Source organism: Desulfovibrio sp. (assembly GCF_014803725.1).
GTDB lineage: Bacteria > Desulfobacterota > Desulfovibrionia > Desulfovibrionales > Desulfovibrionaceae > Desulfovibrio.
Genome location: NZ_JAAVBE010000018.1, coordinates 30,686 through 52,190, shown reverse-complemented (window position 1 = coordinate 52,190; position 21,505 = coordinate 30,686). Strand labels below are relative to the sequence as shown.

Below are 21,505 nucleotides of genomic sequence, written 5' to 3'. Positions count from 1 at the left end.
TCTGCAATATCCTGGTCTTCCTCTTTGTGGCCACGCGCTGGGCNAGCCAGACCAGGCGGCTTTTCGGGGCCGTGGCCCGCGTGTGCNTNGGCGAGGGGCTNTTGCTCCTCCTCATGTANGNNGCNGGCCGCTACGGCATCGGCAGCATANCNGGCNCTTNCCCCTTTCACCGTCATTTCCCTGCGAGGGCAGCGTGGCAGACAGCGAACAGTATCCGGCCGAAACGCATCCGCGCATCAATATTGAAAAGGAATTGCGCCAGTCCTATCTGGAGTATTCGCTTTCGGTCATCATCGGCCGCGCCATCCCGGACGCGCGCGACGGCCTGAAGCCCGTGCATAGGCGCATCATGTACGCGCAGCACGAGCTCGGCAACAGCTACAACCGGCCGCACAAGAAGTCCGCGCGCATCGTGGGCGATGTCATCGGCAAGTACCACCCGCACGGCGATTCGGCGGTCTATGACGCGCTGGTGCGCATGGCCCAGGATTTTTCCATGCGCGACCCGCTGGTGGACGGGCAGGGCAATTTCGGCTCCATCGACGGCGACTCGGCCGCGGCCATGCGCTACACCGAGGTGCGCCTTTCGCGCCTTGCGCAGGAATTTCTCGGCGACCTCGACAAGAACACCGTGGACTTCCGGCCCAACTACGACAACACGCTGGAAGAGCCCACGGTGCTGCCGGCCAAGGTGCCCAACCTGCTCCTCAACGGCTCCTCGGGCATCGCCGTGGGCATGGCCACCAACATCCCGCCGCACAACCTGGGCGAGCTTTGCGAAGCCCTGCTGCTGCTGCTCGAAAACCCGCAGGCCCCGGTGGACGAGCTCATGGACATCGTGCGCGGGCCGGACTTCCCCACAGCGGGCTCGGTCTATGCCGGCAAGGGCCTTGCGGACGCCTACCGCACGGGCCGGGGCACCGTGAAGGTGCGCGGCAAGACCGTCATCGAGGAGCGAAAGAAGGGGCTCCAGTCGGTCATCATCACCGAGATCCCCTTCGGGCTCAACAAGTCTTCGCTGGTGGAAAAGATCGCGGCCCTCGTCAATGACCGCAAGCTGGACGGCATTGCGGACTTGCGCGACGAATCCGACCGCAAGGGCATCCGCATCGTCATTGACTTAAAGCGCGGCACCATCCCGGATATCGTCATCAACGCGCTCTACAAGTTCACGCCCCTGGAATCGAGCTTCGGCATCAACATGCTGGCCGTGGCCGACAACCGGCCCGTCCTGCTCAACTTGAAGAGCGCGCTCACCTGCTTCATTGACCACCGACGCGAGGTGGTCATCCGGCGCACGCGCTTCGACCTTGAAAAGGCCGAGGCCAGGGCCCATATCCTCGAGGGCCTGCGCATCGCCATCGACCATATCGACGAGGTGGTGGCGCTCATCCGCGCCTCGGCCACGCCCGAGGAGGCGCGGCTCGGCCTCATGCGCACCTTTGACCTCTCGGAGGTGCAGGCGCGCGCCATCCTCGACATGCGGCTCCAGCGGCTCACCGGGCTCCAGCGCGACGAACTGCTCGCCGAGTACCAGGAATTGCTCAAGAAGATCGAGTTCTTCCGCTCGGTGCTGGAAAATCCCGAAGTGCTGCGCGGCGAGATGGAGCGCGAGATCCGCGAGGTGAGCGAGGCCTTCGCCACCCCGAGGAAGACGGAGATTTTGCGCGAGCCCCTTTCCGGCATCGAGATGGAAGACCTCATCCCGGACGAGGAAGTGGTCATCACGCTCTCGCGGCGCGGCTACATGAAGCGCACCAATCTCGAGAACTACCAGCAGCAGAAGCGCGGCGGCAAGGGCATCGCCGCGGTGCACACGTCCGAAGACGATTATGTGCAGGAATTCCTCGTTACCTCCAATCACCAGTATCTCTGTCTCTTCACCAACAAGGGGCGCATGCACCAGCTCAAGGTGCATCAGGTGCCCGAGGGCAGCCGCACGGCCAAGGGCGTGCATATCAACAACCTCCTCCCGCTGGAGGAGGGCGAATGGGTGACCACGGTGCTGAGCTTACGCGAGTTCGCCGAAGACAAGTACTTCCTCTTCGTGACGAAGCGCGGCATGGTCAAGCGCTCCTCGGCGTCCCTCTACGCGCGCTGCCGCCGCAGCGGCCTCATGGCCGTGGGCCTGCGCGAGGACGACGAGCTCGTGGTGGTGCGCCCCATCCGCGACGACGAGCACGTGGTGCTGGCCACGGCCGACGGCCTGGCCATCCGCTTCTCCTGCGCGGATATCCGGCCCATGGGCCGCACGGCCACGGGCGTCAAGGGCGTGGCCCTCAGGCGGCACGACAGCGTGGTGGCCTGCGTGGTGCTGAAAGACACGGACCAGACCACCGAGATCATGTCCATTTCCGCCAACGGCTACGGCAAGCGCACGCGCGTGGACCTCTACCGCGTGCAGTCGCGCGGGGGCAAGGGCGTCATCAATTTCAAGGTCACGGGCAAGACCGGCCCTGTGGTGGGCGCCATGCCCGTGCGCGAGCGCGACGGCCTCATCCTGCTCACCTCGGCCAACAAGGTGGTCCGCATCGGCGTGGACGAGGTGGGCAGCAAGGGCCGCGCCACCATGGGCGTGATGCTGGTGCGCCTCGACGAGGGCGCGCGCGTGGTGGGCTTCGACCGCGTGGACGACGGCGGCCAGCAGGGCCCCGGCATGATCGAGGACGAGGAAGTGGCCGAGGCCGTGGCCGCGGAGGACGCGGCGCTGGCGGCCGATGATGCGGAAAATTCCGGCGACGGGGACGCGGATGCCTGAGCGGCGGCTCGCGGCCCTCGCGCTCCTGTGCCTTCTGGCGTTTGCGGGCGCAGGCTGTGACCGCGGGCAGATCCTCGCCGACGACCTGGCGGACGCGCGCGCGGCCGTGGCCGAGCGCAACTGGCCCCTTGCCGAGCGCCTTTTGGAGCGCTATCTCCGGGAGGAGACGAAGGACGCGGAGCGCCGCGGCCCCGAGGCCGAACGCCGCTGGGAGGCTTGGCAGCTTTTGCTGCAGGTGCTCAATTCCGCGGGGCCCGAGTCGCGCGCGAGCCTGGAAGTGCTGGAGGCCATGCGCGCGGAATACGAGGACGACGACGGCCGCATGGCCGACATTTTGGAGCACATGGGCCTTGTGTGCGAGCGCCTGCGCCGCTATGACCAGGCGGCCGGGGCCTGGGCGGCCTATACGGGTCTGGCGGGCATCGGCGGCGCCCGCCGGGTGGAGGGCTTCCGCCATCTCGCGGCCATGCAGTTCAGCCGCCGGCGCTTCGAGGCCGGGGAGGAAAGCCTGGCCCAGTGCCTTGCGCTCCCCCTGCCAGACCATGACAAGATCCGCTGCATGCTCGACCTCGCGGACCAGAACATGGCCCGCGAGCGCTGGCAGGAAGTGGCGGACCTGTGCCAGCAGATTTTGGACAGCGGCCCGGACGAGGAAGTGCGCGGCCAGGCCGGCTACCTCCTCGCCGATGCGCTGGAACAGCTCGGCCGCCGCAAGGAGGCCCTCGCCCAGTTCGAGGCGGCGCGGGACGCCTACCCGAACCCGGCGGTCATGGACAACCGCATCGCGCATTTGCGCAAGACACTGAAGAGCGGCCAATAACGCCACTACGGGAACAAGAAGCACAATGATACGGCATGAATGCGGCCTTTTCGGCATCTACGGCCACGACGACGCGGCCAAGCTCGCCTATTTCGGGCTCTACGCCCAGCAGCACCGCGGCCAGGAAAGCGCGGGCATCGTCACGGTGGACGCGGACGGCATGCACGACCACAAGAGCATGGGCCTCGTGCCCGATGTCTTTTCCGAGGAGGTGCTGCGCCGCCTCACCGGGCGCACGGCCATCGGTCATGTGCGCTATTCCACCACGGGCGGCGCCTCGCAGCGCAACGCGCAGCCTTTCATCGCCCGCTTCCAGGGGCAGGACATCGCCCTCGCGCACAACGGCAACCTCGTCAATGCGGCGGAGCTTCGGGCCGAGCTCGAAAACGAGGGGGCCATCTTCTCCACGGGCAATGACAGCGAGGTGTTCATGCACCTCCTCGTGCGCTCGCTGCGCCACAAGGACTTGCCCGAGGCCGTGGCCGAGGCCTGCTCGCGCCTTAAAGGCGCCTATTGCTTCCTCATCCTCTGCGGCGGCACGCTCATCGCCGTGCGCGACCCCTACGGCTTCCACCCGCTGGCGCTGGGGCGGCTCGACGGCGCCCCGGTGTTCGCCTCCGAGACCTGCGCCTTCGACCTTCTGGAGGCCGACTACGAACGCGCCGTGGAGCCCGGGGAGATGATCGTGGTGGACGCCATGGGCGAGCACTCGAGCCGGCTTCCCGGGCCGCATCCGGCGAGGCCGCGCCAGTGCATCTTCGAGCTCGTCTATTTCGCCCGGCCCGACTCCTACGTGTTCAACGAGCAGGTCTATGTCTGCCGCAAGCAGATGGGCTGGCAACTGGCGCACGAATCCACCCCGGACGTGGACTTCATCATGCCCTTCCCCGATTCCGGCGTGTATTCGGCGGTGGGCTTCGCCCAGTGCGCGGAGCTCCCCTACGAGCACGCCATGATCCGCAACCACTATGTGGGCCGCACCTTCATCCAGCCCACGCAGAGTATGCGCAATTTCGGCGTCCGCGTGAAGATCAACCCGGTGCGCGCCATGATCGAGGGCAAGCGCATCTGCATCGTGGACGACTCCATCGTTCGCGGCACCACCATGATGACCCGCGTGAAAAAGCTGCGCGAGCTCGGGGCGAAAGAGGTGCATATCCGCATCTCAAGCCCGCCGGTGAAGTTCCCCTGCCACTACGGCGTGGACTTTTCCTCGCGCGGCGAGCTCATCGCGGCCCAGTGCGAGATGGACGAGATTATCCGGCGCCTGGATGTGGATTCGCTGCATTACCTGAGCATCGACGGCCTGTTGCGCTCGGTCATGCACTCGGACGACTTCTGCCTCGCCTGTTTCAACGGCGACTATGCGGTGCCCTGCGAGGGCTGCGCCAAGTTCTCACTTGAGGGGAAGCGGTCATGAGCGAGTCGCGCGGTATCAGCCGCATCAAGGGCTTTGCGGATCTCTTTCCGCCGGAGAGCGACGCCTTCACCCGCATGGAAGCCTGCGGGCGCGACATCTTTACCCGTTACGGCTTTGCGGAATTGCGCACGCCGCTCCTCGAGTTCACGGGCCTTTTTCAGCGCTCCATCGGCGCGGAGACGGACGTGGTGCAAAAGGAGATGTACACCTTCCCTGACCGCAAGGGCCGCTCCGTGACCTTGCGGCCCGAGGCCACGGCCGGGGTCATGCGCGCCTGCATCGAGGCCGGCCTTGCGGACGGGCGCGGCGGCCCGCAGCGCTTCTTCACCATGGGGCCCATGTTCCGCTACGAGCGGCCGCAAAAGGGCCGCATGCGCCAGTTCCACCAGATCAACTGCGAGTGCCTGGGCACGGAAAGCCCCTTTGCGGACGCCGAGCTCATCGCCATGCTCTGGCGCTTTTTGGCCGCCCTGGGCATCCGCGGCCTCACGCTCAAGCTCAATTCCCTGGGCTGCGCCACGTGCCGGCCCGCCTATATGGAGGCCCTGCGCCGGTATCTCGCCGGCGTGGACCAGAACGCCCTCTGCGAGGACTGCCGCCGCCGCGCCGGGAGCAATCCCCTGCGCGTGCTCGATTGCAAGCATGAAGGCTGCCGCAGACTCACAGAGGGCGCCCCGCGCCTCATTGACCACAATTGCCCGGACTGCAAACGCCATTTCGACACCGTGCTGGAACTGCTGGCGCAGCAGGGCATCTCTGCCGAGATCGACCACCGCCTCGTGCGCGGCCTTGACTATTATTGCCGCACCACCTTCGAGGTGGTGAGCGGCCATATCGGCGCGCAGACGGCCGTGGCCGGGGGCGGCCGCTATGACGGGCTCACCGCGCAGCTCGGCGGCCCGGATGCGCCGGGCGTGGGCTTTGCCTGCGGCATGGAGCGCCTCGCCCTGCTGCTGCCCGAAGTTGCACCCGCCCGGCCCGACTGCTTCCTCGTTGCCCCTGACGAGGCCGGCCGCGTGCAGACCTTCGCTCTCGCCGAAGCCCTGCGCAAGCTGGGCCTCGCCTGCGAGCTCGAATATGCCGGCGGCTCCTTCAAGAGCCTCATGCGCAAGGCCGCCCGGAGCAGCGCGCGCTATTGCTGCATCATCGGCCCGGACGAGGCGGCGGAAGGGCGCGTCACCCTCCGCGATATGGAAAACGGCGAGCAGGCCACGCTGCCGCAGGCCGAGGCCCCGGCGAGGCTCGCCGACCTTTGCGCCAAAACCCCTTCCAGCCCGAACCACAACGGATAAGCCATGGACAAGACCCAGGAATCGCAGGATCTCCAGCAGGAGCATGGGAAATTCATCACCGGCCTTGGCGGCTGGAAGCGCAGCCACGATTGCGGCAGCCTCACGGCGGCCGACATCGGCGCCGAGGTCTGCCTCATGGGCTGGGTGCAGTACCGCCGCGACCACGGGGGCCTCATTTTTGTTGACCTGCGCGACCGCGAGGGCCTCACCCAGGTGGTCTTCAGCCCGGACATCGCGCCCAGGGCCCACGAAAACGCCCATATCCTGCGCAGCGAGTACGTCATTGCGGTCAAGGGCAAGGTGCGCCACCGCCCCGAGGGCATGGTGAACCCCAACATGCCCACCGGCGAGATCGAGGTTGTGGTCAACGACTGGAAGCTGCTCAACACTTCCAGGACCCCGCCCTTCCCCATCGAGGACCGCGCCGACGCCGGCGAGAACCTGCGCCTCGCCAACCGCGCACTGGACCTTCGCCGGCCGCGCATGCAGTCCGCATTGCGCTTGCGCCACACTGTCGCCCAGGCCATGCGCCGCTATCTCGACGGCGAGGGCTTTGTGGAGGTGGAAACGCCGGTGCTCACCAAGTCCACGCCCGAGGGCGCGCGCGACTTCCTCGTGCCGAGCCGGCTCAATCCCGGCGAGTTTTACGCCCTCCCGCAGTCGCCGCAGCTTTTCAAGCAACTGCTCATGGTGGCCGGCTTTGACCGCTATTTCCAGATCGTGCGCTGCTTCCGCGACGAGGATCTGCGCGCCGACCGCCAGCCCGAATTCACCCAGGTCGACCTTGAAATGAGCTTTGTGGACGAGGAAGCGGTCATGAGCGTGGCCGAAGGCCTCATGAAGGCCGTGTTCAAGGCCGCCCTCGGCCGCGAGCTTGCGCCGCCCTTCCCGCGCATGACCTGGGAGGAGGCCATGGCCCGCTATGGCGTGGACAAGCCGGACACCCGTTTCGGGCTGGAGCTCCACGACATCACGGAGCATGTGCGCTGCTCGGGCTTCAAGCTCTTCAGCCAGGCGAGGCTCGTCAAGGCCATGCGCGTGCCCGGCGGCGAAAGCCTGACGCGCAAAGAGATCGACGAACTCACGGACTTTGTGCGCATTTACGGCGCCCAGGGTCTCGCGTGGATCAAGATCCGCGAGAACGAGTGGCAGTCTCCCATCGCCAAGTTTTTGTCAGAAAAGGAGCGCGAGGCCATCGCCCGCGAGCTCGGCCTCGAAGTGGGCGACATCGTGTTCTTCCAGGCCGGGGAGCCGGCCATGGTCAACGCGGCCCTGGGCAATCTGCGCGTCCGCCTCGGCCAGCAGCTCGGGCTCATCCCCGAAGACAGCTTCAACTTCCTGTGGGTGACGGAATTCCCGCTCTTTGAGTATGACGAGGAAGAAAAGCGCTATGTGGCCTGCCACCATCCTTTCACGTCCCCGGCCGAGGGACACGAGGCGCTCATGAGCAGCGACCCGGGCGCCACGCGCGCCCGGGCCTATGACCTCGTGCTCAACGGCAACGAGGTGGGCGGCGGCTCCATCCGCATCCACCGGGCCGAAGCACAGCGCGCCATGTTCAAGGCCCTCGGCTTCACGCCGGAGTCGGCCGAGGCGCAGTTCGGCTTCCTGCTGCAGGCGCTGGAGCAGGGCGCGCCGCCGCATGGCGGTCTTGCGTTCGGGCTGGACAGGCTGGTCATGCTGCTTTCGGGCGCATCGAGCATCCGCGATGTTATCGCTTTCCCCAAGACGCAAAAGGCCACCTGCCTCCTCACCCAGGCGCCCTCCCCCGTGTCGGCCGCGCAATTGCGCGAGCTGGGCCTGCGCCTGCGCGAGGCCGCCAGGCAGGAGCAGAAGGCGGAAGCCGCCGCGGAAAGTGCGGCCCGCGCAGAGGCTTGAACCGCCATGCTGCTCGAGATCGTCACTTACCCCGACCCGCGCCTCAAGGAGAAGTGCGCGCCGGTGGAGGAGATCACCGACGAGATCCGCCAGCTCGCCGCGGACATGACCGAGACCATGTACGCCGCCCCGGGCGTGGGCCTCGCCGCGCCGCAGGTCGGGCGCTCGTTGCGGATGCTGGTCATGGACCCGGGCGTGCAGGAAGGCGAGCGCGCCCCGCGCGTGCTCATCAATCCCGAACTCGAGCCCATGGGCGAGGTCATCACGAGCGAGCAGGAGGGCTGCCTCTCGGTGCCCTTGAGCTACCGTGCGGACGTGCCCCGCTGGAGCAGGGTGCGCCTCAAGGCCATCGCCCTCGACGGCACGCCCATTGATGAAGAGCTTGACGGCTTCCCTGCTGTCGTGCTCCAGCACGAGGTCGACCACCTCAACGGTACGCTCTTCATCGACCGCGTGAGCCGCCTCAGGCGCACCCTTTATGACAGCAAGGTCAAGAAATGGCTCAAGCGCAAGACTGCCGGATAGTCTTCATGGGCACCCCGGGCTTTGCCGCGGCGGTGCTGGAAAAGCTCGCGCAGTGGCGGGGCGGCCGCGTGATTGCGGTCTATACCCAGCCGGACAGGCCGCGCGGGCGGGGCATGCGGCTTGTGCCCTCGCCGGTGAAGACGCTTGCGCAAAGCCTGGGCCTTGAGGTGCGCCAGCCTGTGAATTTCAGGAGCGAGGATGACCGGCGCGCGCTTGCGGAGCTTCACCCTGACATCATCGTGGCCGCGGCCTATGGTCTGCTCCTCCCCAAGGCGGTGCTCGATGCGGCCCGCATTGCGCCCCTCAACGTCCACGCCTCGCTTTTGCCGCTCTATCGCGGCGCCGCGCCCATCCAGCGCTGCATCATGGAAAACTGCTCGCCGGACGCTGTGACCGGCGTCTCCATCATGCACATGGAGCCGAGCCTCGACACCGGCCCGGTCTATGCCACCCGTACCGTACCCATCGGCTGCTGCCATGCGGGCGAGCTCACCGAGGCGCTGGCCAGGGCCGGTGCGGAACTTTTGGTGGAGACGCTGCCCGGCATTCTTGCCGGCACCGTGACCGCAATACCGCAGGATCATGCAAAAGCCACCCATGCGGCCAAGCTGCTGAAAGAGCATGGCCGCATCGACTGGTCGCTCACGGCGGCGCAAGTGGACGCGCACATCCGCGGCGTCACTCCGGCGCCGGGGGCACGCGCGCGCTTGGAGTGCAAGGGCGCACCCGAGCCGCTTGAGGTGCGCATCTTGCGCGGCCACGTTTCTTCTGCGGAGCGCCCGTCAAGTTGCGGGCTTGCACCAGGGCAGGCCATCCCCCTCAACGAGGGTCTCGGCATCGTCTGCGGCGAGGGTGTGTACATCCTCGACACCGTGCGCCCCAACGGCCGCAAGGACATGAGCGGGCTTGACTTCGCCAACGGGTATAAGCCCTTGCGTGCCCTCTTGCCAGATGCCCAGCAGTCGCCGGAGGGCGCGGTCTGACCATGTGGCCGGCCAAGTCGCCGCATTCGCTGCCGCCGGCGCAATATGGCGGGGGCCGCAAGCGCATCTTCATCGGCCTCATGGTGGCGAGCTGCGTAGCGGTCTGCCTTACGCTTTTCGCCTTTCTCGTGCTGCCGTGGCTGCTGCCCGGCGTGACCGCCTCCTGGCTGCCGCTTCTCAGCGTGGGCTTTGGGCTTGCGGGCATCATCCTCCTGGCGTGGCTCTGCGCCAGCCTCATCTTCCATATCTATACCGGCCGGCGCCTTCCCGGCATCTCCTGGGTCCGGCATGTGCTGCTCAGGTTGTTCCTGCCCTTTATGGAGAGCCTGGGGCGCCTGTGCGGCATCGGGCGCACGGCGGTGCGCCGCTCCTTCGTCAAAGTCAACAATGAGCTTGTCCTTGCGGAGGGCATCCGCGTGCCCGCGCGGGACCTGCTCCTGCTCCTGCCGCATTGCGTGCAGAACAGCCGCTGCCGGCACCGTGTTTCCCCGCAACCCGACAATTGCCAGCGCTGCGGCGCCTGCCAGATAGGCCCGCTGCTCGACCTGCGCGACAGGCTTGGCTTCCGTTTTGCCCTTGCCACCGGGGGCACCATTGCGCGCCGCATCGTTGTCGAGTGTCGTCCGCGATGCATCATTGCGGTGGCCTGTGAGCGCGACCTTGTTTCCGGCATCCAGGACAGCTATCCCTTGCCTGTTTTCGGCGTGCTCAACGAGCGGCCCCACGGCCCCTGCCGAGATACACTCGTCCCCCTTGCTGCTGTGGAAGATGCGCTGTCGCGCTTCCTGTTGCCTGCGCCCGGGTCATCCGCAAACGCGGAGCAGCCATGAGCGGGAGTGGGCACGGCCGCAGCAAACGCAGCCATGGCGCAGATGCGGCATCCCCCGATGCCCGCGAGCTCGCGCTGCGGGCGCTTGCACTCATGGATGAGGGCACGCCCGTGCAGGCGGCGGTGGACAGCGTGCTTGCCGCAAGTCCTGCGCCGGGCCGGGAACGGCGCCTCGCCTCAGAGCTTGCCTATGGCAGCGCGAGGGAGCGCATCCGCACAGAGGCCATCCTTGCGCGGCTCCTGCGCAAGCCGCAGGGGCTGCCCCGGCCCATGCGCCACATTCTTGCCATTGCCATCCACAGCCTGCTCTTTCAGGACGGTATCCCCGCTCATGCGGCCATCTCCGAGGCCGTGAAGCAGGTGGAGCACCGCTATGGCGTCCGGCTCGCGCGCGTTGCTAACGGCGTTTTGCGCTCGCTCCAACGCCTGGGCCAGGCCCCCTTGGAGCAGGCGTGGTACGAAGATGCTAGAGACGAGCACGCAGTTCGGCAATGGCGCGCAGCCTGCCGTTTCTGGAGTCTGCCCGAAAGCATTGCGGATCTTTGGCGGGATGCCTATGGCGAGGAAGGCGCGCTTGCGCTCATGCGGCGCAGTTTCCAGCGCCCATGGACGGGGATCCGCATCAATGCGCGGCATCCGCAGTCAGCGGCGCTCCGTGATGCGCTTGCCGCTGCTGTGCCCGAGGCTGAGCGCGCATCTCTCGGCGCCTGGGGCATGGCTTTTGCTCCCGGTGCGCTCCCGGAAGAAGTCCTTGGCCAAACGCCTGCACAGTTGCGGGAATCTGGCCTTCTGGCCTTTCAATCCGCAGGTTCGCAAGCCGTGCTTGCCGAACTCGGGCTCGATGCTTGGCGGGAACCGGTGTGGGACGCCTGCGCCGGCGTTGGCGGCAAGTCCCTGGCCCTGCTTGAGGCCGGTGTGCCGGTACGGCTCGCCACAGACACTTCTTTGGCCCGGCTTTCGCGCCTTGCGGCGCTTTGTGATTCGGCTGGGGCCGCGCCATTACTGCTCGCGCTTGCGGATGCGGCGATGCCGCCTTTGAGCCGCTGGAGCGGGCATATTCTGGTCGATGCCCCCTGCAGCGGCCTGGGCGTTCTCGCCCGCCGCCCGGACATCCGCTTTCCCGGGAGGCGGAGCCGGGAAATATTGCGGTCGTATCCGCGAACGCAAGTCCGCATCCTGACTGCGCTCGCCACGCGCCTCCAGCCCGGGCGCGAGCTCGCCTACCTCACCTGTACGCTCAACCCGCAGGAAAATGAAGAAGTTGTCGCCGCCCTTCTTGAACGGGAAAGAGGGCTGGAACTCGTGCGCTCGTGGACCACGCCCATGGATCACCCATGGCTGGAGGGCATGTACGGGGCTCTCCTGCGCCGGCGCTGAAGCGTACTGTTGCGCAATTGCCGAAAAGTTCAGCGCCGCAAATCCTTTAGCCGGCTTCCTGGCTGTCCAGGCCCAGACGCGCGAGCAGGGCGGCAAGATCCTCCGGGCTCGTATAGGCGAGGGTGATGCGCCCCTTTCTCTGCGTGCCGCTGATGCGCACCTGCCGGTCAAGGGCACTGGACAGGCGCTCGCGCAGCTCTTCGAGTGGTTGCGCAAGGGGCGTGCGCGTGGCTGCGGCCTTGCGTTCGTGCCCGGCAGGTGCGCCAGCTTCCGCTTCCCAGGGATAGGTGCCCGTATCCCGCAGGTGGGCGACCGCCTCTTCGGCCTCGCGCACGGTCATGCCCGTGAGGACAATGCGCTGGCGCAGGGCTTCGGCCGCGTCGCCCTCGCCCACGCCCACGAGGCAGCGTCCGTGGCCGGCAGTGATGCGCCCTTCCCGCAAATCGGCAAGCGCGGCTTCACCGAGCTGGAGCAGGCGCAGGGCATTGGCTATTGCCGGGCGGCTGCGGCCAAGGCGCGCCGCAAGCTCCTCCTGAGTAATGTCCAGGGTTGTGCGCAGGGCGTTGAGGGCTTCAGCTTCCTCAACGGGGTTGAGGTCTTCGCGTTGCAGATTCTCGATAAGCGCGGCGGCCATGGCTTCCTGCTCGTCCATGGCACGCACATAGACCGGCACCTCGGCAAGGCCCGCTTTTTCGGCTGCCCGCCAGCGGCGCTCGCCGGCCACGATCTGGAAGCGCTCCCCGTCCTCCAGGGGGCGAACCAGCAAGGGTTGGATAATGCCCTGCTGGCGGATGGAGTCCGCCAACTCGTCCAGCGCTTCCTCGGTGAAGGTGCGCCGTGGTTGCGCGGGATTGGCCACAAGGGCGGAGATGGGCAGGGTGCGCGGCGGCTCAACTGGTGCGCGTTGTTGCGCAGAGCCCTCGAACAGGGCGTCCAGCCCCCGGCCCAATCCCCGTGCGTTCGTCGCCATGACCACTCCCCTCTTGCTTGCAGCTTGTTGCCGGATAGATGATGCCTGTAGCCCGCGCCCGCGCATGCTCAGGCGCCATCCTTCAAACGCAATGCGCCAGTCTGAAATGCGCAGACAGGGCGCTCCAGATTCATTTTGCCTTTTTGCATCCCACAAGGTACAACACGCTTCACTCCACGCAGCCGCGCCCCACCTCAGGCGCAATGCGCTCTCCCCACAGTCTTCCAACGCGTTCCCCACGCCACACTCGCAGGAGCCGCCATGAAAGATCAGATTTGCTATCTCACCGATGCCCAGGGCACCGTTGTCGCTGTGCAGCTTTCCCTCGCCCTGTGGGAAAGACTCAGGCCGGCTCTGGAGTCAGAAGCTCTTGCGGAGACTCCACCTGAGTCCGTTGCGCCTGAACCCATGGACGGCTTTGCGGATTTCTTGCGCTTTTGGGATTTTCGCTATCCCTATGACCCTGCCGTGAGCTGCCCGCATTGCGGAAGTCACGTGGATGACTGGCGCACCGCGCCCGGCCATCCCTTCCGCCTTGCCAACGCCAACCTGGGCGGGCTGCTTGTGTTCCATTGCCAAGGTTGCGGTGCCACCATCCGCCAGAAACACTTTCGCGATCATGTGGCGCTGGAGTCCACCCCCCGGGGCTGAGCCTGTGGCGTTGCGCCTTTGCGCGAGGGCCGGCGCAAGACCACTTCCTTGGCAAGACCAAGGTATGCCTCGGCCCCCTTGGACTTGATGTCATAATGGATGATGGACTTGCCGTGGCTCGGCGCTTCCGAGAGACGCACATTGCGCGGAATGACCGTTTCAAACAGATGGTCGGGAAAGCATCGGCGCACCTCGTTCTTGACTTCGCGCGTGAGCCGGTTGCGGATGTCATACATGGTGAGCACCACGCCGAGGAGGTCGAGCTTCGGGTTGAGGCGCTTTCTCACCTGCTCGTAGGTTTGCAGCAGCTTGACGATGCCCTCAAGGGCAAAAAATTCGCACTGCAAGGGAATGAGCAGTTCGCGCGAGGCGCAGAGCGCGTTGAGTGTGAGCAGCCCGAGCGACGGCGGGCAATCGAGGATGATGTATTCATAATCGTCATGGACGCGCTTGAGGCATTCATCCAGAAAAAACTCGCGCGCCATCTTGTCCACCAGCTCCAGCTCAACTGCCACGAGGTTGGTGCTCGCCGGCAGCAGGTCGAGAAAGGGCGTGCGGCAGGGCACGATACACTCGCGCACATTTTCCGGCGTGTAGAAAGTGGAATAAAGGTCGCCCTTCAAGTCTTCCTGATTGAACCCAAGGCCGCTGGTACTGTTGGCCTGTGGGTCGCAATCCACGAGAAGCACCTTTTTTTCCATGACGGCCAGGGCCGCGCTCAGATTGATGGCGGTGGTTGTCTTGCCCACGCCGCCCTTCTGGTTGGCAATGGAAATGATGCGCGCCATGAACATTCCTTTCTTTGCTCCTTATGAGCTGCTGGCACTGCGGGACAGCAGGCGGGGAGCATTTTTTCCGATTCCTGGTGGTGAAGCCAGCTCACGTGCGGCTCAATGATGTTTCACATGAAACATTGCGCTTGAGGCTGTGAGCGCACAGAAAAAAATTTCATGCTGGACGGAAACTTTCGTCATGTTTCACGTGAAACATGACAGAGGAAGTGTCCGCCTTGTGTGATGGGTTGTAAAAAAGGAGCGGCGTGGAGTCAAGGTGTCGGTGTGTGAGCAGGGACTTGGGGAGGGAAGGGGAATCGTCTCCGCGGGGCTTGCGTCCATGGCTGCTTCAGGCTATGAAAACCTAGATAATGCGGGCGCCACAGGGCATTGCAGCAGGGTGGCGCAGCTTCTTTTGGGCAACTTTCACGAATTTCTGGGGTGAAAAATATGAAAATTCCGCTTCATTTCCTGGGTGCCCTAATTTTTGGCGCAGCGCTCTCGCTCCCCCCAGTGGGGGGTGTCCGGGCAGCGGAGCAGGCGGTGGACCCCGCGCTCGCGGCCGCGCTGGAAACACTGCTGCGCGAACGGCCCGAGCTGGTGCTGGATGTCTTGCGGCGCAACAGCGAGGCCGTGCTGGACATCGCGCAGCAGGGCTCCAACCTTAGGCGCAAGCATAATCTCGAAGTGCAGTGGCGCAAGGATATGCAGGCGCCCAAGAGCATAAAGCTCGAGGGGCGGCCGGTGCGCGGCAAGAGCGACGCCAAGGTGCGCATCGTGGCCTTTTCTGATTTCACCTGCCATTTTTGCGAACAGGCCTCAAAGAATGTGGACGCCCTGCGCAAGACTTATGGCGATGATGTGAGCCTGGTCTTCAAGCACCTGCCCCTTGATGAAAAAGGCCCTGGTGGCATCGCCTCGGCCTATTTCATCGCCATTGCCCAGCAGGATGAAGGCAAGGCCTGGGAATTCCATGACCTCATGTTCGCCAATCGTGACCGCCTGCTGGCCGAAGGCGAGCCCTTCATCAAGGAGAGCGCACAAAAACTGGGCGTGGACATGAAGCGGCTGGGCAAGGATGTGCGCAGCAAAAAGGTCACGGACATCATGGCCGAAGACCAGAAAGAGGCCCAGAAGCTCGGCGTGGAAGGGACACCCTATTTTCTTGTGAATGACCTTGTGGTGCGTGGGGCGCTCCCGCTGGATCTTTTCCGCGATGCCGTGGAGATGGCGGCAAGCGGAAAGAAAAATGCGCAATAGGGTTGCGATAGCGAGCCTGAGAGGAGGATTTTCCTCAGTGCGAAACGCCCGGCGTAGCATGGCGCCGGGCGTTTTTGTCATGGAAGATCGGGGAGATGACCGGGGAGGGAGGACCCCCTTGCGTTCATAGCATTGCCGCAACAGGCCGCAATGCTGATTGACGGCCTACGGACAGTCACGAAAGGCGAGGGGAAAGTCTGGCTGCCGAGCAGCCGGGGTCAGTTGGCGGGGCTGTCCTGGGCTGCCATCCCGCGCTGGCGGACGAGCCTCTGCATCCATGTCCGCAATTGTTCGAGGTCTTCCTGTTGCGTTTTTTCGGAATTTTGCAGGAGCAGGCGCAAGGTCTCCAGATCGGTGCGCAAGCGTTCCTGCTCCCGTCCAAGGTCGGAACCTGCGCCGGCCTGCGGCGGGACGCGTTCCAAAAAGAGGCGCATGAGCTCGGCGATGAGTTCGAGGGCGTGGGTCTGGCGCTCGAGCAGGTGCAGCGCCCCTGCGGAAAGCAGGCTCGGGGGCGCGCTGTTCACCGCGGCGCACTCGTGCTCATTGCTGAGGGCGAGCGCATTGCGGGGAAAGCGGGCATCCAGCGCGACCTCAACAGCGGCAGCCGTACGGGATTTCTGCATTTCTTCAAGGATGGCTGATACCACCTCAAGCGTCTCCTTGCGGTAGCGGCGCCTGCGCCCCTCGCCAACGCTCGGGATAAAGGCCGCAAAGCGCTTGCAATAATAGCGCGTGGTGGATTCGGGCAGGGAAAAGTGGCGGGAAATATCAGCAATGCTCAACAGGCTGTCGTCGGCCGGCGCGTTGCTCATGGGTGCCCCCTTTACGCGCCGAAGAGCCTTGGCGGCGAACCGGCGCACTCTGCATCTCAAGATTTTTTAGAAGTAGGCCATGCCGGTAAAAAAAGCAAGTCCGCAATTGCGCGGGCAAGCCGCGACAATGCGCAAGTCATCAACGAAGTGAGAGGGGAGAGTAGACCGGCGTGCCACCGCGCAGGATGTGGCGAAACGTGTGCCGATAAAGATGGCAATGAGGGAGGGGGCGTATGCGAGAAAGAGGCGTGGAAAGGTGAGCTGGCGCCCAGGCCTGTGCGGTTGCGGAGCCGTACTTAATGCACGACGCGGCGCACGGCAATGAGCTTGCTCTTCCAGTAGGGGACATCCAGGCTTTCCATGCGCACGCGCTCGCCCTTGCGCGGGCTGTGGATGAAGGAGCCGCCGCCGGCGTAGATGCCGGTATGGAGGCCTCGCGGGCTGTTGCCGGTGCGAAAGACAACGATGTCGCCCGGCCTTGGGCGCGCCTTGGGCACGGCATGGCCGGTCTTGGCCTGGTCCGTGGTGATGCGCGGCACGCTGACGCCGTGCTGCCGGTAGGCCCACCAGATGAGCCCGGAGCAGTCAAAGCCCTTTTGCGGTGAGGCGCCGCCGGAGCGGTACTGCTTGCCCATCTGGCTGTATGCGGTCTTCACCACCTTATGCGCCTTGACCGGGGCGGGGCCGCTGTCAGCTGTCCTTTGCCCGAAAAAGCCGCAGCCCCCAAGCAGGAGCAGGCAAAGCAGCAGCGGCGCACAGCGCAGGAAACGGGGACAAAGCGGCAAAAAACAGCGCATGACACTTCCGCACGGGCTTGGGAGATCAGGGGGGCACTTCCCCACGGGATGCTTTCCTTCTTCTTATCGGCGTCTGCGGCAAAAACTTGAGCCATGCCGGGTGCCCAGCCGGGCTGACCAGGCAGTCGTAACGAGCAATGCGGTAGGGCAGAGGGGGGGACAGAAAATATGGGATAAAAGGACGCGTGCCGCTCAGAGGCCTCGTGAAGCGCAATGCGCGTTCTGGAGATATATCCCTGCGAAGAAAGTGAAAAATGGCTGGGGCCACGGGAATGCGCCATGATGGGCATGCGGGCTCTGCCTTGCGTTGTGCGGGGAAACACGCTATGGAGAAAAAAATCCCATGTTACAGAGGCGCAGGCGGCTATGAGCAAGAGTCCCGTAACAGTCAGAGGCTATGTGTCGAGCCTCCCGCGTGCGGTGGACGCGCGCCAGGCGAGCGTGGCCATTGTCCAGGATGGCACGGAGTACCGCATCCTCCCGCGCGGGGCCGGTGTTGACCTTGATGATGAAGTCAATGTGGCCGTGGAGGCCACGGGCCTCGTGGAGGAAGCGCCGGACGGCGTCCTCTATCTGGCCGTACGCGGCTACAAAGCCTTGGAAGACGCCGCCGGCGAGGACTCGGCCTGGGGCGACGAATAGGCCGTCTCCCGAGGCGTCGGAAGCGGTTTTCACGCGGCGCGCTCGCCTCACGCCCACGGGATGGGCTATCCCGGTGGCGCCCCTGCTTCGCGCGTTTGCGCAAGGATTGGTACCCGGCGGTACTGCGGGGCGCCACCGGCGTCGTCAATGCTTGCCAGTAGAGCGATGTAAATCCCTCCCCCTTCATAAATCCATAAAGAAAGGCCGGAACGGCGCCTGCACGCCGCCCCGGCCCTGCTGCCGATTTTTCCGTCTCGTCAATAGCGGTACATTTCGTTCTTGTAGGGACCCTCGACCTTGACGCCGATATATTCGGCCTGTTCGGGCGTGAGCCTGGTCAGCTTGGCGCCGAGGCGCGCGAGGTGCAGGCGCGCCACTTCCTCGTCCAGCTCCTTGGGCAGGGTGTAGACGCGGTTTTCGAGCTTCTCGGTGGCGAGCTTGATCTGCGCGAGGGTCTGGTTGGTGAAGCTGTTGGACATGACGAAGCTGGCATGCCCTGTGGCGCAACCCAGGTTGACGAGGCGCCCCTCGGCCAGCACGATGATGCTGCGGCCGGACTTGAGCGTCCACTTGTCCACCTGGGGCTTGATATTGATCTTGGTCACGCCCGGGGTGCGCTCCAGGTAGGCCATGTCGATCTCGTTGTCGAAGTGGCCGATATTGCAGACGATGGCCTCGTCCTTCATGCCTTCCATGTGCTCGCCGGTGATGACGTGGTAATTGCCCGTGCAGGTGACGAAGATGTCGCCCTCGGCCAGCGCGTCCTCGACAGTGACGACCTCAAAGCCCTCCATGGCCGCCTGGAGCGCGCAGATGGGGTCGATCTCGGTGACAAGCACGCGCGCCCCGAAGCCGCGCATGGACTGGGCGCAGCCCTTGCCCACGTCGCCATAGCCGCACACGACCACCACCTTGCCGGCCACCATGATGTCCGTGGCGCGCTTGATTCCGTCGGCCAGTGACTCGCGGCAGCCGTAGAGATTGTCGAACTTGGACTTGGTGACGGAATCGTTCACGTTGATGGCCGGGAAGAGCAGCTTGCCCTCCTTCTCGAGCTGATAGAGCCGGTGCACGCCCGTGGTGGTCTCTTCCGACACGCCCTTGACCACGGCCGCCACCTTCTGCCAGTGGCGCGGCTCTTCCTTGAAGCGCAGCGCCAGCCGGTCGAGCACGCACTGGAGCTCCTTGTTGTCGGTCTTCTGCTCAAGCAGCGAGGGCTCGTTCTCGGCCTCCACGCCCTTGTGGATGAGCAGGGTCGCGTCGCCGCCGTCGTCCACGATAAGGTCGGGCCCGGAGCCGTCCGGCCAGGTGAGGGCCATTTCCGTGCACCACCAGTAATCCTCAAGGGTCTCGCCCTTCCAGGCGAACACCGCGGCGAGGCCCATGTCCGCCACGGCCGCGGCGGCGTGGTCCTGGGTGGAGAAAATGTTGCACGAGGCCCAGCGGATGTCGGCGCCCAGGGCGTGCAGGGTCTTGATGAGCATGGCCGTCTGGATGGTCATGTGCAGCGAGCCGGAGAGCTTCAGCCCCTTGAGCGGCTTGGAAGGGCCGTATTTGCGGATGCACTCCATGAGGCCGGGCATCTCGCGTTCGGAAAGCTGCATCTCCTTGCGGCCGAAATCGGCGAGCTTGATGTCCGCCACCTTGTAGGGCAGGGAAAGGTCGAGAGGTTTGGTCATGGTCAACTCCTTTGCGGGTTGGATTGATGGCAGGGAATGGCGGGCGTCCCTCAGCGGGCCGTCGCCGTCATGAGCAAGAGGGTGAGGCCGCGGCCCACAGGCTCGCGTCGGCACTGTGCGGCTGCGAAACCGGCGCGGTCGAGTGCGGCGTGCAGGGTGTCCTCGTCAAAGCCGAGCCAGTGGTCGCCATAGCGGCTGCGCATGGTCTCGTCGTTGTGGCTCAAAAAGTCGGCCAGAAAGAGCGTGCCGCCGGGCGACATGATGCGCCGCGCCTCGGCGAGGCCTTCGGCCGGGACAGGCAGGTGGTGGAGCACAAGGTTGATGCAGGCGAAGTCCGCCTCCTGGTCGCGCAGGGGCAGGTGGCTGAGCTCGCCGATGCGCAGCGAGACCTTGCCGCGGGCCAGCTCCTCGTCGTGGAAGCGGCGGCGGCAGAGGTCGAGCATGCGCGCGGAGCCGTCCACCCCGATGAGTGTGCCGGCGTCGGGCAGGAGGCGGTGGAGCACGGCCCCGGTGCCGCAACCAAGGTCGACAGCTGTGCCGCAGCCGGCGGGCAAGGCCGCGCTCACGATGCCCGCAAGGTCGAGCGGCCCCAGGACCTCGCGGTTGAGCTCGTCCCAGTCTTCGGCGATGGCGTTGAAAAACTGGCGTGTCTGGCGCGCCCGCTCCTCCAGCACTTGGGCGGCGAGGCTGAGGTCGGCCCGCATGGCGGCGTCAGCCGGCACGAAGGGGAGCACCGCGCGCAAAAAGGCGAGCCTGGGGCCACTGGCAGGGGCGGAATAAAAGACCCACAGCCCGTCGCGCCGCGAGGCCAGGAGACCGGCTTCGGCGAGGATCTTGAGGTGCCGCGACACGCGCGACTGCCCCATGCCGAGGATACGGACAAGCTCATTGACCGAAAGCTCATAATGGAGAAGGATATGCACGAGCCGCAAGCGTGTGGCGTCGGAAAGGGCTTTGATCGGGAGCAGGTCCATGAACTATCCTTGGGGCGACTATATCCGCGTGGGCGCATACATATGCGTTTTTCCTGATATGGTCAAGCGGGCACACCGGGCGGTCGGTCTGCGGGGGGGCGCCTGATGGCGCGCTGGCAGAAGGATGGCGGGGTGGGCCGGGGGCGCCGCTCGGGGCTGTGGCGCGGCAGGCGCCCGGGAGCCTCCGCAACGGCGGAGCCCCTGGGAGACGGTCTTCGCGCCCTGCTTGCGGCCATGGGCGGCACGCCCGGGCGCGCGGGCCTGCAGAACCTGTGGGACAATTGGGAAGCGGCGCTTGGCGTTGAGCTCGCGGAGCTTGCCCGGCCGCTCGGGCACCACGAAGGCCACCAAAGGGAAGACACCGGCAGCCATGCCAGCGCAGGCGGGGCCGTGCTCCTGCTCGGCGCCGAGGATGCCATGCTCCTGCAGGAGCTGCGTTTTCGCGGTGAGGAAATCCTTGCCAGGGTCAACGGCTTTCTCGGCCAGGCCTACTTCAGCGAGGTGCAGGTGCAGCTCCCCCTGGGGCGGGGCGAGCCCGTGCGCAGCCGCCGGGAGCAGAGCCGGGCGGAGCAGCGGGAGGAATCGGATGCTCCGGCGCAAGGCCCGAGCGGCATCTTTTTGGCGAGCATGGACAGCGCTTCGCCGGTGGCGCGCTGCTATGCGCGCTTTGCAGCCATAAGGGCCGGCAAGCCCGTGCAGGAATGAAGGAAGCGAGAGCATCCTCGAAAAATGTTCAATACTTGGTGGTTAGCGATTGTTTAGACATTTTCTGTAAAGGAACACATTAAAACCGCAATGCGAACTTTAACTTGAAGGCAGAACAAACCCGTGCTGGCTAAAAGGTAACTTAACATCTTGAATTTCAAGTGTTTTCAAGGATGACTCCCAGAGCTCAACCTCTTGGGATGAAGCGCCGACTCAGCGAAAATCCGCTGAAGGGCGGGCCAGAATACGGCTATCGGCTGCTGAACTGCGGGGCGGCTGGGATCAAAAGATATTGCGTATCAACAGGTTGGTCATTAAAAATGCCTGTTGGCTGCGTTTTTGCTGTCTGGTTGCTGCGAT

At 65.2% G+C, this 21,505-nt stretch carries 19 protein-coding genes; 13 read left to right on the top strand and 6 right to left on the bottom strand.

Going from position 1 to position 21,505, the window contains the following annotated elements:
- Positions 1 to 235: 235 nt before the first annotated feature.
- The 9 genes from gyrA to HDR50_RS05435 are packed head-to-tail and all read left to right on the top strand — an operon-like array spanning position 236 to position 11,882.
- Complete coding sequence (gene gyrA / locus HDR50_RS05475) at positions 236 to 2,758, top strand: DNA gyrase subunit A (RefSeq protein ID WP_291356679.1); 2,523 nt, start codon at positions 236 to 238, stop codon at positions 2,756 to 2,758.
- Positions 2,751 to 3,578, top strand: a complete 828-nt coding sequence (locus HDR50_RS05470; protein ID WP_291356667.1) for a hypothetical protein — start codon at positions 2,751 to 2,753, stop codon at positions 3,576 to 3,578. Before gyrA ends, HDR50_RS05470 begins: the two co-directional genes overlap by 8 nt.
- A gap of 25 nt (positions 3,579 to 3,603) precedes the next feature.
- On the top strand, positions 3,604 to 4,998 hold the full coding sequence (gene purF / locus HDR50_RS05465) for an amidophosphoribosyltransferase (protein ID WP_291356665.1): 1,395 nt from the start codon (positions 3,604 to 3,606) through the stop codon (positions 4,996 to 4,998).
- Positions 4,995 to 6,290: a histidine--tRNA ligase gene (hisS, locus tag HDR50_RS05460; RefSeq protein ID WP_291356663.1), complete on the top strand. Its 1,296-nt coding sequence runs from the start codon at positions 4,995 to 4,997 to the stop codon at positions 6,288 to 6,290. The genes purF and hisS overlap by 4 nt, the downstream gene beginning before the upstream one ends.
- Positions 6,291 to 6,293: 3 nt before the next feature.
- Positions 6,294 to 8,168, top strand: a complete 1,875-nt coding sequence (gene aspS / locus HDR50_RS05455) for an aspartate--tRNA ligase (RefSeq protein WP_291356661.1) — start codon at positions 6,294 to 6,296, stop codon at positions 8,166 to 8,168.
- Positions 8,169 to 8,174: 6 nt separating this feature from the next.
- A complete protein-coding gene (def, locus tag HDR50_RS05450; RefSeq protein WP_291356659.1) occupies positions 8,175 to 8,693 on the top strand; it encodes a peptide deformylase in 519 nt (172 codons plus the stop codon).
- Entirely contained in the window at positions 8,666 to 9,676 is a 1,011-nt protein-coding gene (fmt, locus tag HDR50_RS05445; protein WP_291356658.1) for a methionyl-tRNA formyltransferase, read from the top strand. The genes def and fmt overlap by 28 nt, the downstream gene beginning before the upstream one ends.
- Positions 9,677 to 9,678: 2 nt before the next feature.
- Positions 9,679 to 10,506: a DUF116 domain-containing protein gene (locus HDR50_RS05440; RefSeq protein ID WP_291356656.1), complete on the top strand. Its 828-nt coding sequence runs from the start codon at positions 9,679 to 9,681 to the stop codon at positions 10,504 to 10,506.
- Complete coding sequence (locus tag HDR50_RS05435) at positions 10,503 to 11,882, top strand: transcription antitermination factor NusB (protein WP_291356654.1); 1,380 nt, start codon at positions 10,503 to 10,505, stop codon at positions 11,880 to 11,882. Before HDR50_RS05440 ends, HDR50_RS05435 begins: the two co-directional genes overlap by 4 nt.
- A gap of 46 nt (positions 11,883 to 11,928) precedes the next feature.
- Here the strand turns inward: HDR50_RS05435 and HDR50_RS05430 are convergent, their stop codons facing one another.
- Positions 11,929 to 12,852, bottom strand: coding sequence for a ParB/RepB/Spo0J family partition protein (locus tag HDR50_RS05430; RefSeq protein ID WP_291356652.1), 924 nt, complete (start codon positions 12,850 to 12,852; stop codon positions 11,929 to 11,931).
- 261 nt (positions 12,853 to 13,113) lie between these two features.
- Here HDR50_RS05430 and HDR50_RS05425 point away from each other — a divergent pair, with 261 nt between their 5' ends.
- The gene (locus tag HDR50_RS05425) at positions 13,114 to 13,503 is read left to right on the top strand and encodes a hypothetical protein (protein ID WP_291356650.1); all 390 of its coding nucleotides are present in this window, start codon (positions 13,114 to 13,116) and stop codon (positions 13,501 to 13,503) included.
- Here the strand turns inward: HDR50_RS05425 and HDR50_RS05420 are convergent.
- Entirely contained in the window at positions 13,470 to 14,291 is an 822-nt protein-coding gene (locus HDR50_RS05420; protein ID WP_291356649.1) for a ParA family protein, read from the bottom strand. The genes HDR50_RS05425 and HDR50_RS05420 overlap by 34 nt on opposite strands.
- 528 nt (positions 14,292 to 14,819) lie before the next feature.
- Here HDR50_RS05420 and HDR50_RS05415 point away from each other — a divergent pair.
- On the top strand, positions 14,820 to 15,536 hold the full coding sequence (locus tag HDR50_RS05415; RefSeq protein WP_291356647.1) for a DsbA family protein: 717 nt from the start codon (positions 14,820 to 14,822) through the stop codon (positions 15,534 to 15,536).
- Positions 15,537 to 15,754: 218 nt separating this feature from the next.
- Here HDR50_RS05415 and HDR50_RS05410 read toward each other — a convergent pair whose 3' ends face one another.
- Both HDR50_RS05410 and HDR50_RS05405 read right to left on the bottom strand, forming a co-directional pair.
- Positions 15,755 to 16,348, bottom strand: a complete 594-nt coding sequence (locus tag HDR50_RS05410; protein ID WP_291356645.1) for a MerR family transcriptional regulator — start codon at positions 16,346 to 16,348, stop codon at positions 15,755 to 15,757.
- 296 nt (positions 16,349 to 16,644) lie between these two features.
- Complete coding sequence (locus tag HDR50_RS05405) at positions 16,645 to 17,145, bottom strand: C40 family peptidase (RefSeq protein WP_291356643.1); 501 nt, start codon at positions 17,143 to 17,145, stop codon at positions 16,645 to 16,647.
- A gap of 366 nt (positions 17,146 to 17,511) precedes the next feature.
- Here HDR50_RS05405 and HDR50_RS05400 point away from each other — a divergent pair, with 366 nt between their 5' ends.
- Positions 17,512 to 17,787: a hypothetical protein gene (locus HDR50_RS05400; protein WP_291356641.1), complete on the top strand. Its 276-nt coding sequence runs from the start codon at positions 17,512 to 17,514 to the stop codon at positions 17,785 to 17,787.
- 257 nt (positions 17,788 to 18,044) lie between these two features.
- Here HDR50_RS05400 and ahcY read toward each other — a convergent pair whose 3' ends face one another.
- Together ahcY and HDR50_RS05390 are read right to left on the bottom strand one after the other, a co-directional pair.
- Positions 18,045 to 19,466 carry an adenosylhomocysteinase gene (gene ahcY / locus HDR50_RS05395; RefSeq protein WP_291356639.1) on the bottom strand — a complete coding sequence of 474 codons (1,422 nt, stop codon included), beginning with the start codon at positions 19,464 to 19,466 and terminating at the stop codon, positions 18,045 to 18,047.
- A 50-nt stretch (positions 19,467 to 19,516) separates the two neighbouring features.
- On the bottom strand, positions 19,517 to 20,440 hold the full coding sequence (locus HDR50_RS05390) for a metalloregulator ArsR/SmtB family transcription factor (protein ID WP_291356637.1): 924 nt from the start codon (positions 20,438 to 20,440) through the stop codon (positions 19,517 to 19,519).
- Between the two features lie 105 nt (positions 20,441 to 20,545).
- Here HDR50_RS05390 and HDR50_RS05385 point away from each other — a divergent pair, with 105 nt between their 5' ends.
- Complete coding sequence (locus tag HDR50_RS05385) at positions 20,546 to 21,145, top strand: DUF721 domain-containing protein (protein ID WP_291356634.1); 600 nt, start codon at positions 20,546 to 20,548, stop codon at positions 21,143 to 21,145.
- The last annotated feature ends 360 nt before the right edge of the window (positions 21,146 to 21,505 follow it).

Coding starts and splice junctions, on each gene's coding strand:
- HDR50_RS05470 (WP_291356667.1), top strand. CDS start 2,751: ATGCCTGAGCGGCGGCTCGCGGCCCTCGCGCTCCTGTGCCTTCTGGCG.
- purF (WP_291356665.1), top strand. CDS start 3,604: ATGATACGGCATGAATGCGGCCTTTTCGGCATCTACGGCCACGACGAC.
- hisS (WP_291356663.1), top strand. CDS start 4,995: ATGAGCGAGTCGCGCGGTATCAGCCGCATCAAGGGCTTTGCGGATCTC.
- aspS (WP_291356661.1), top strand. CDS start 6,294: ATGGACAAGACCCAGGAATCGCAGGATCTCCAGCAGGAGCATGGGAAA.
- def (WP_291356659.1), top strand. CDS start 8,175: ATGCTGCTCGAGATCGTCACTTACCCCGACCCGCGCCTCAAGGAGAAG.
- fmt (WP_291356658.1), top strand. CDS start 8,666: ATGGCTCAAGCGCAAGACTGCCGGATAGTCTTCATGGGCACCCCGGGC.
- HDR50_RS05440 (WP_291356656.1), top strand. CDS start 9,679: ATGTGGCCGGCCAAGTCGCCGCATTCGCTGCCGCCGGCGCAATATGGC.
- HDR50_RS05435 (WP_291356654.1), top strand. CDS start 10,503: ATGAGCGGGAGTGGGCACGGCCGCAGCAAACGCAGCCATGGCGCAGAT.
- HDR50_RS05430 (WP_291356652.1), bottom strand. CDS start 12,852: ATGGCGACGAACGCACGGGGATTGGGCCGGGGGCTGGACGCCCTGTTC.
- HDR50_RS05425 (WP_291356650.1), top strand. CDS start 13,114: ATGAAAGATCAGATTTGCTATCTCACCGATGCCCAGGGCACCGTTGTC.
- HDR50_RS05420 (WP_291356649.1), bottom strand. CDS start 14,291: ATGGCGCGCATCATTTCCATTGCCAACCAGAAGGGCGGCGTGGGCAAG.
- HDR50_RS05410 (WP_291356645.1), bottom strand. CDS start 16,348: ATGAGCAACGCGCCGGCCGACGACAGCCTGTTGAGCATTGCTGATATT.
- HDR50_RS05405 (WP_291356643.1), bottom strand. CDS start 17,145: ATGCGCTGTTTTTTGCCGCTTTGTCCCCGTTTCCTGCGCTGTGCGCCG.
- HDR50_RS05400 (WP_291356641.1), top strand. CDS start 17,512: ATGAGCAAGAGTCCCGTAACAGTCAGAGGCTATGTGTCGAGCCTCCCG.
- ahcY (WP_291356639.1), bottom strand. CDS start 19,466: ATGACCAAACCTCTCGACCTTTCCCTGCCCTACAAGGTGGCGGACATC.
- HDR50_RS05390 (WP_291356637.1), bottom strand. CDS start 20,440: ATGGACCTGCTCCCGATCAAAGCCCTTTCCGACGCCACACGCTTGCGG.
- HDR50_RS05385 (WP_291356634.1), top strand. CDS start 20,546: ATGGCGCGCTGGCAGAAGGATGGCGGGGTGGGCCGGGGGCGCCGCTCG.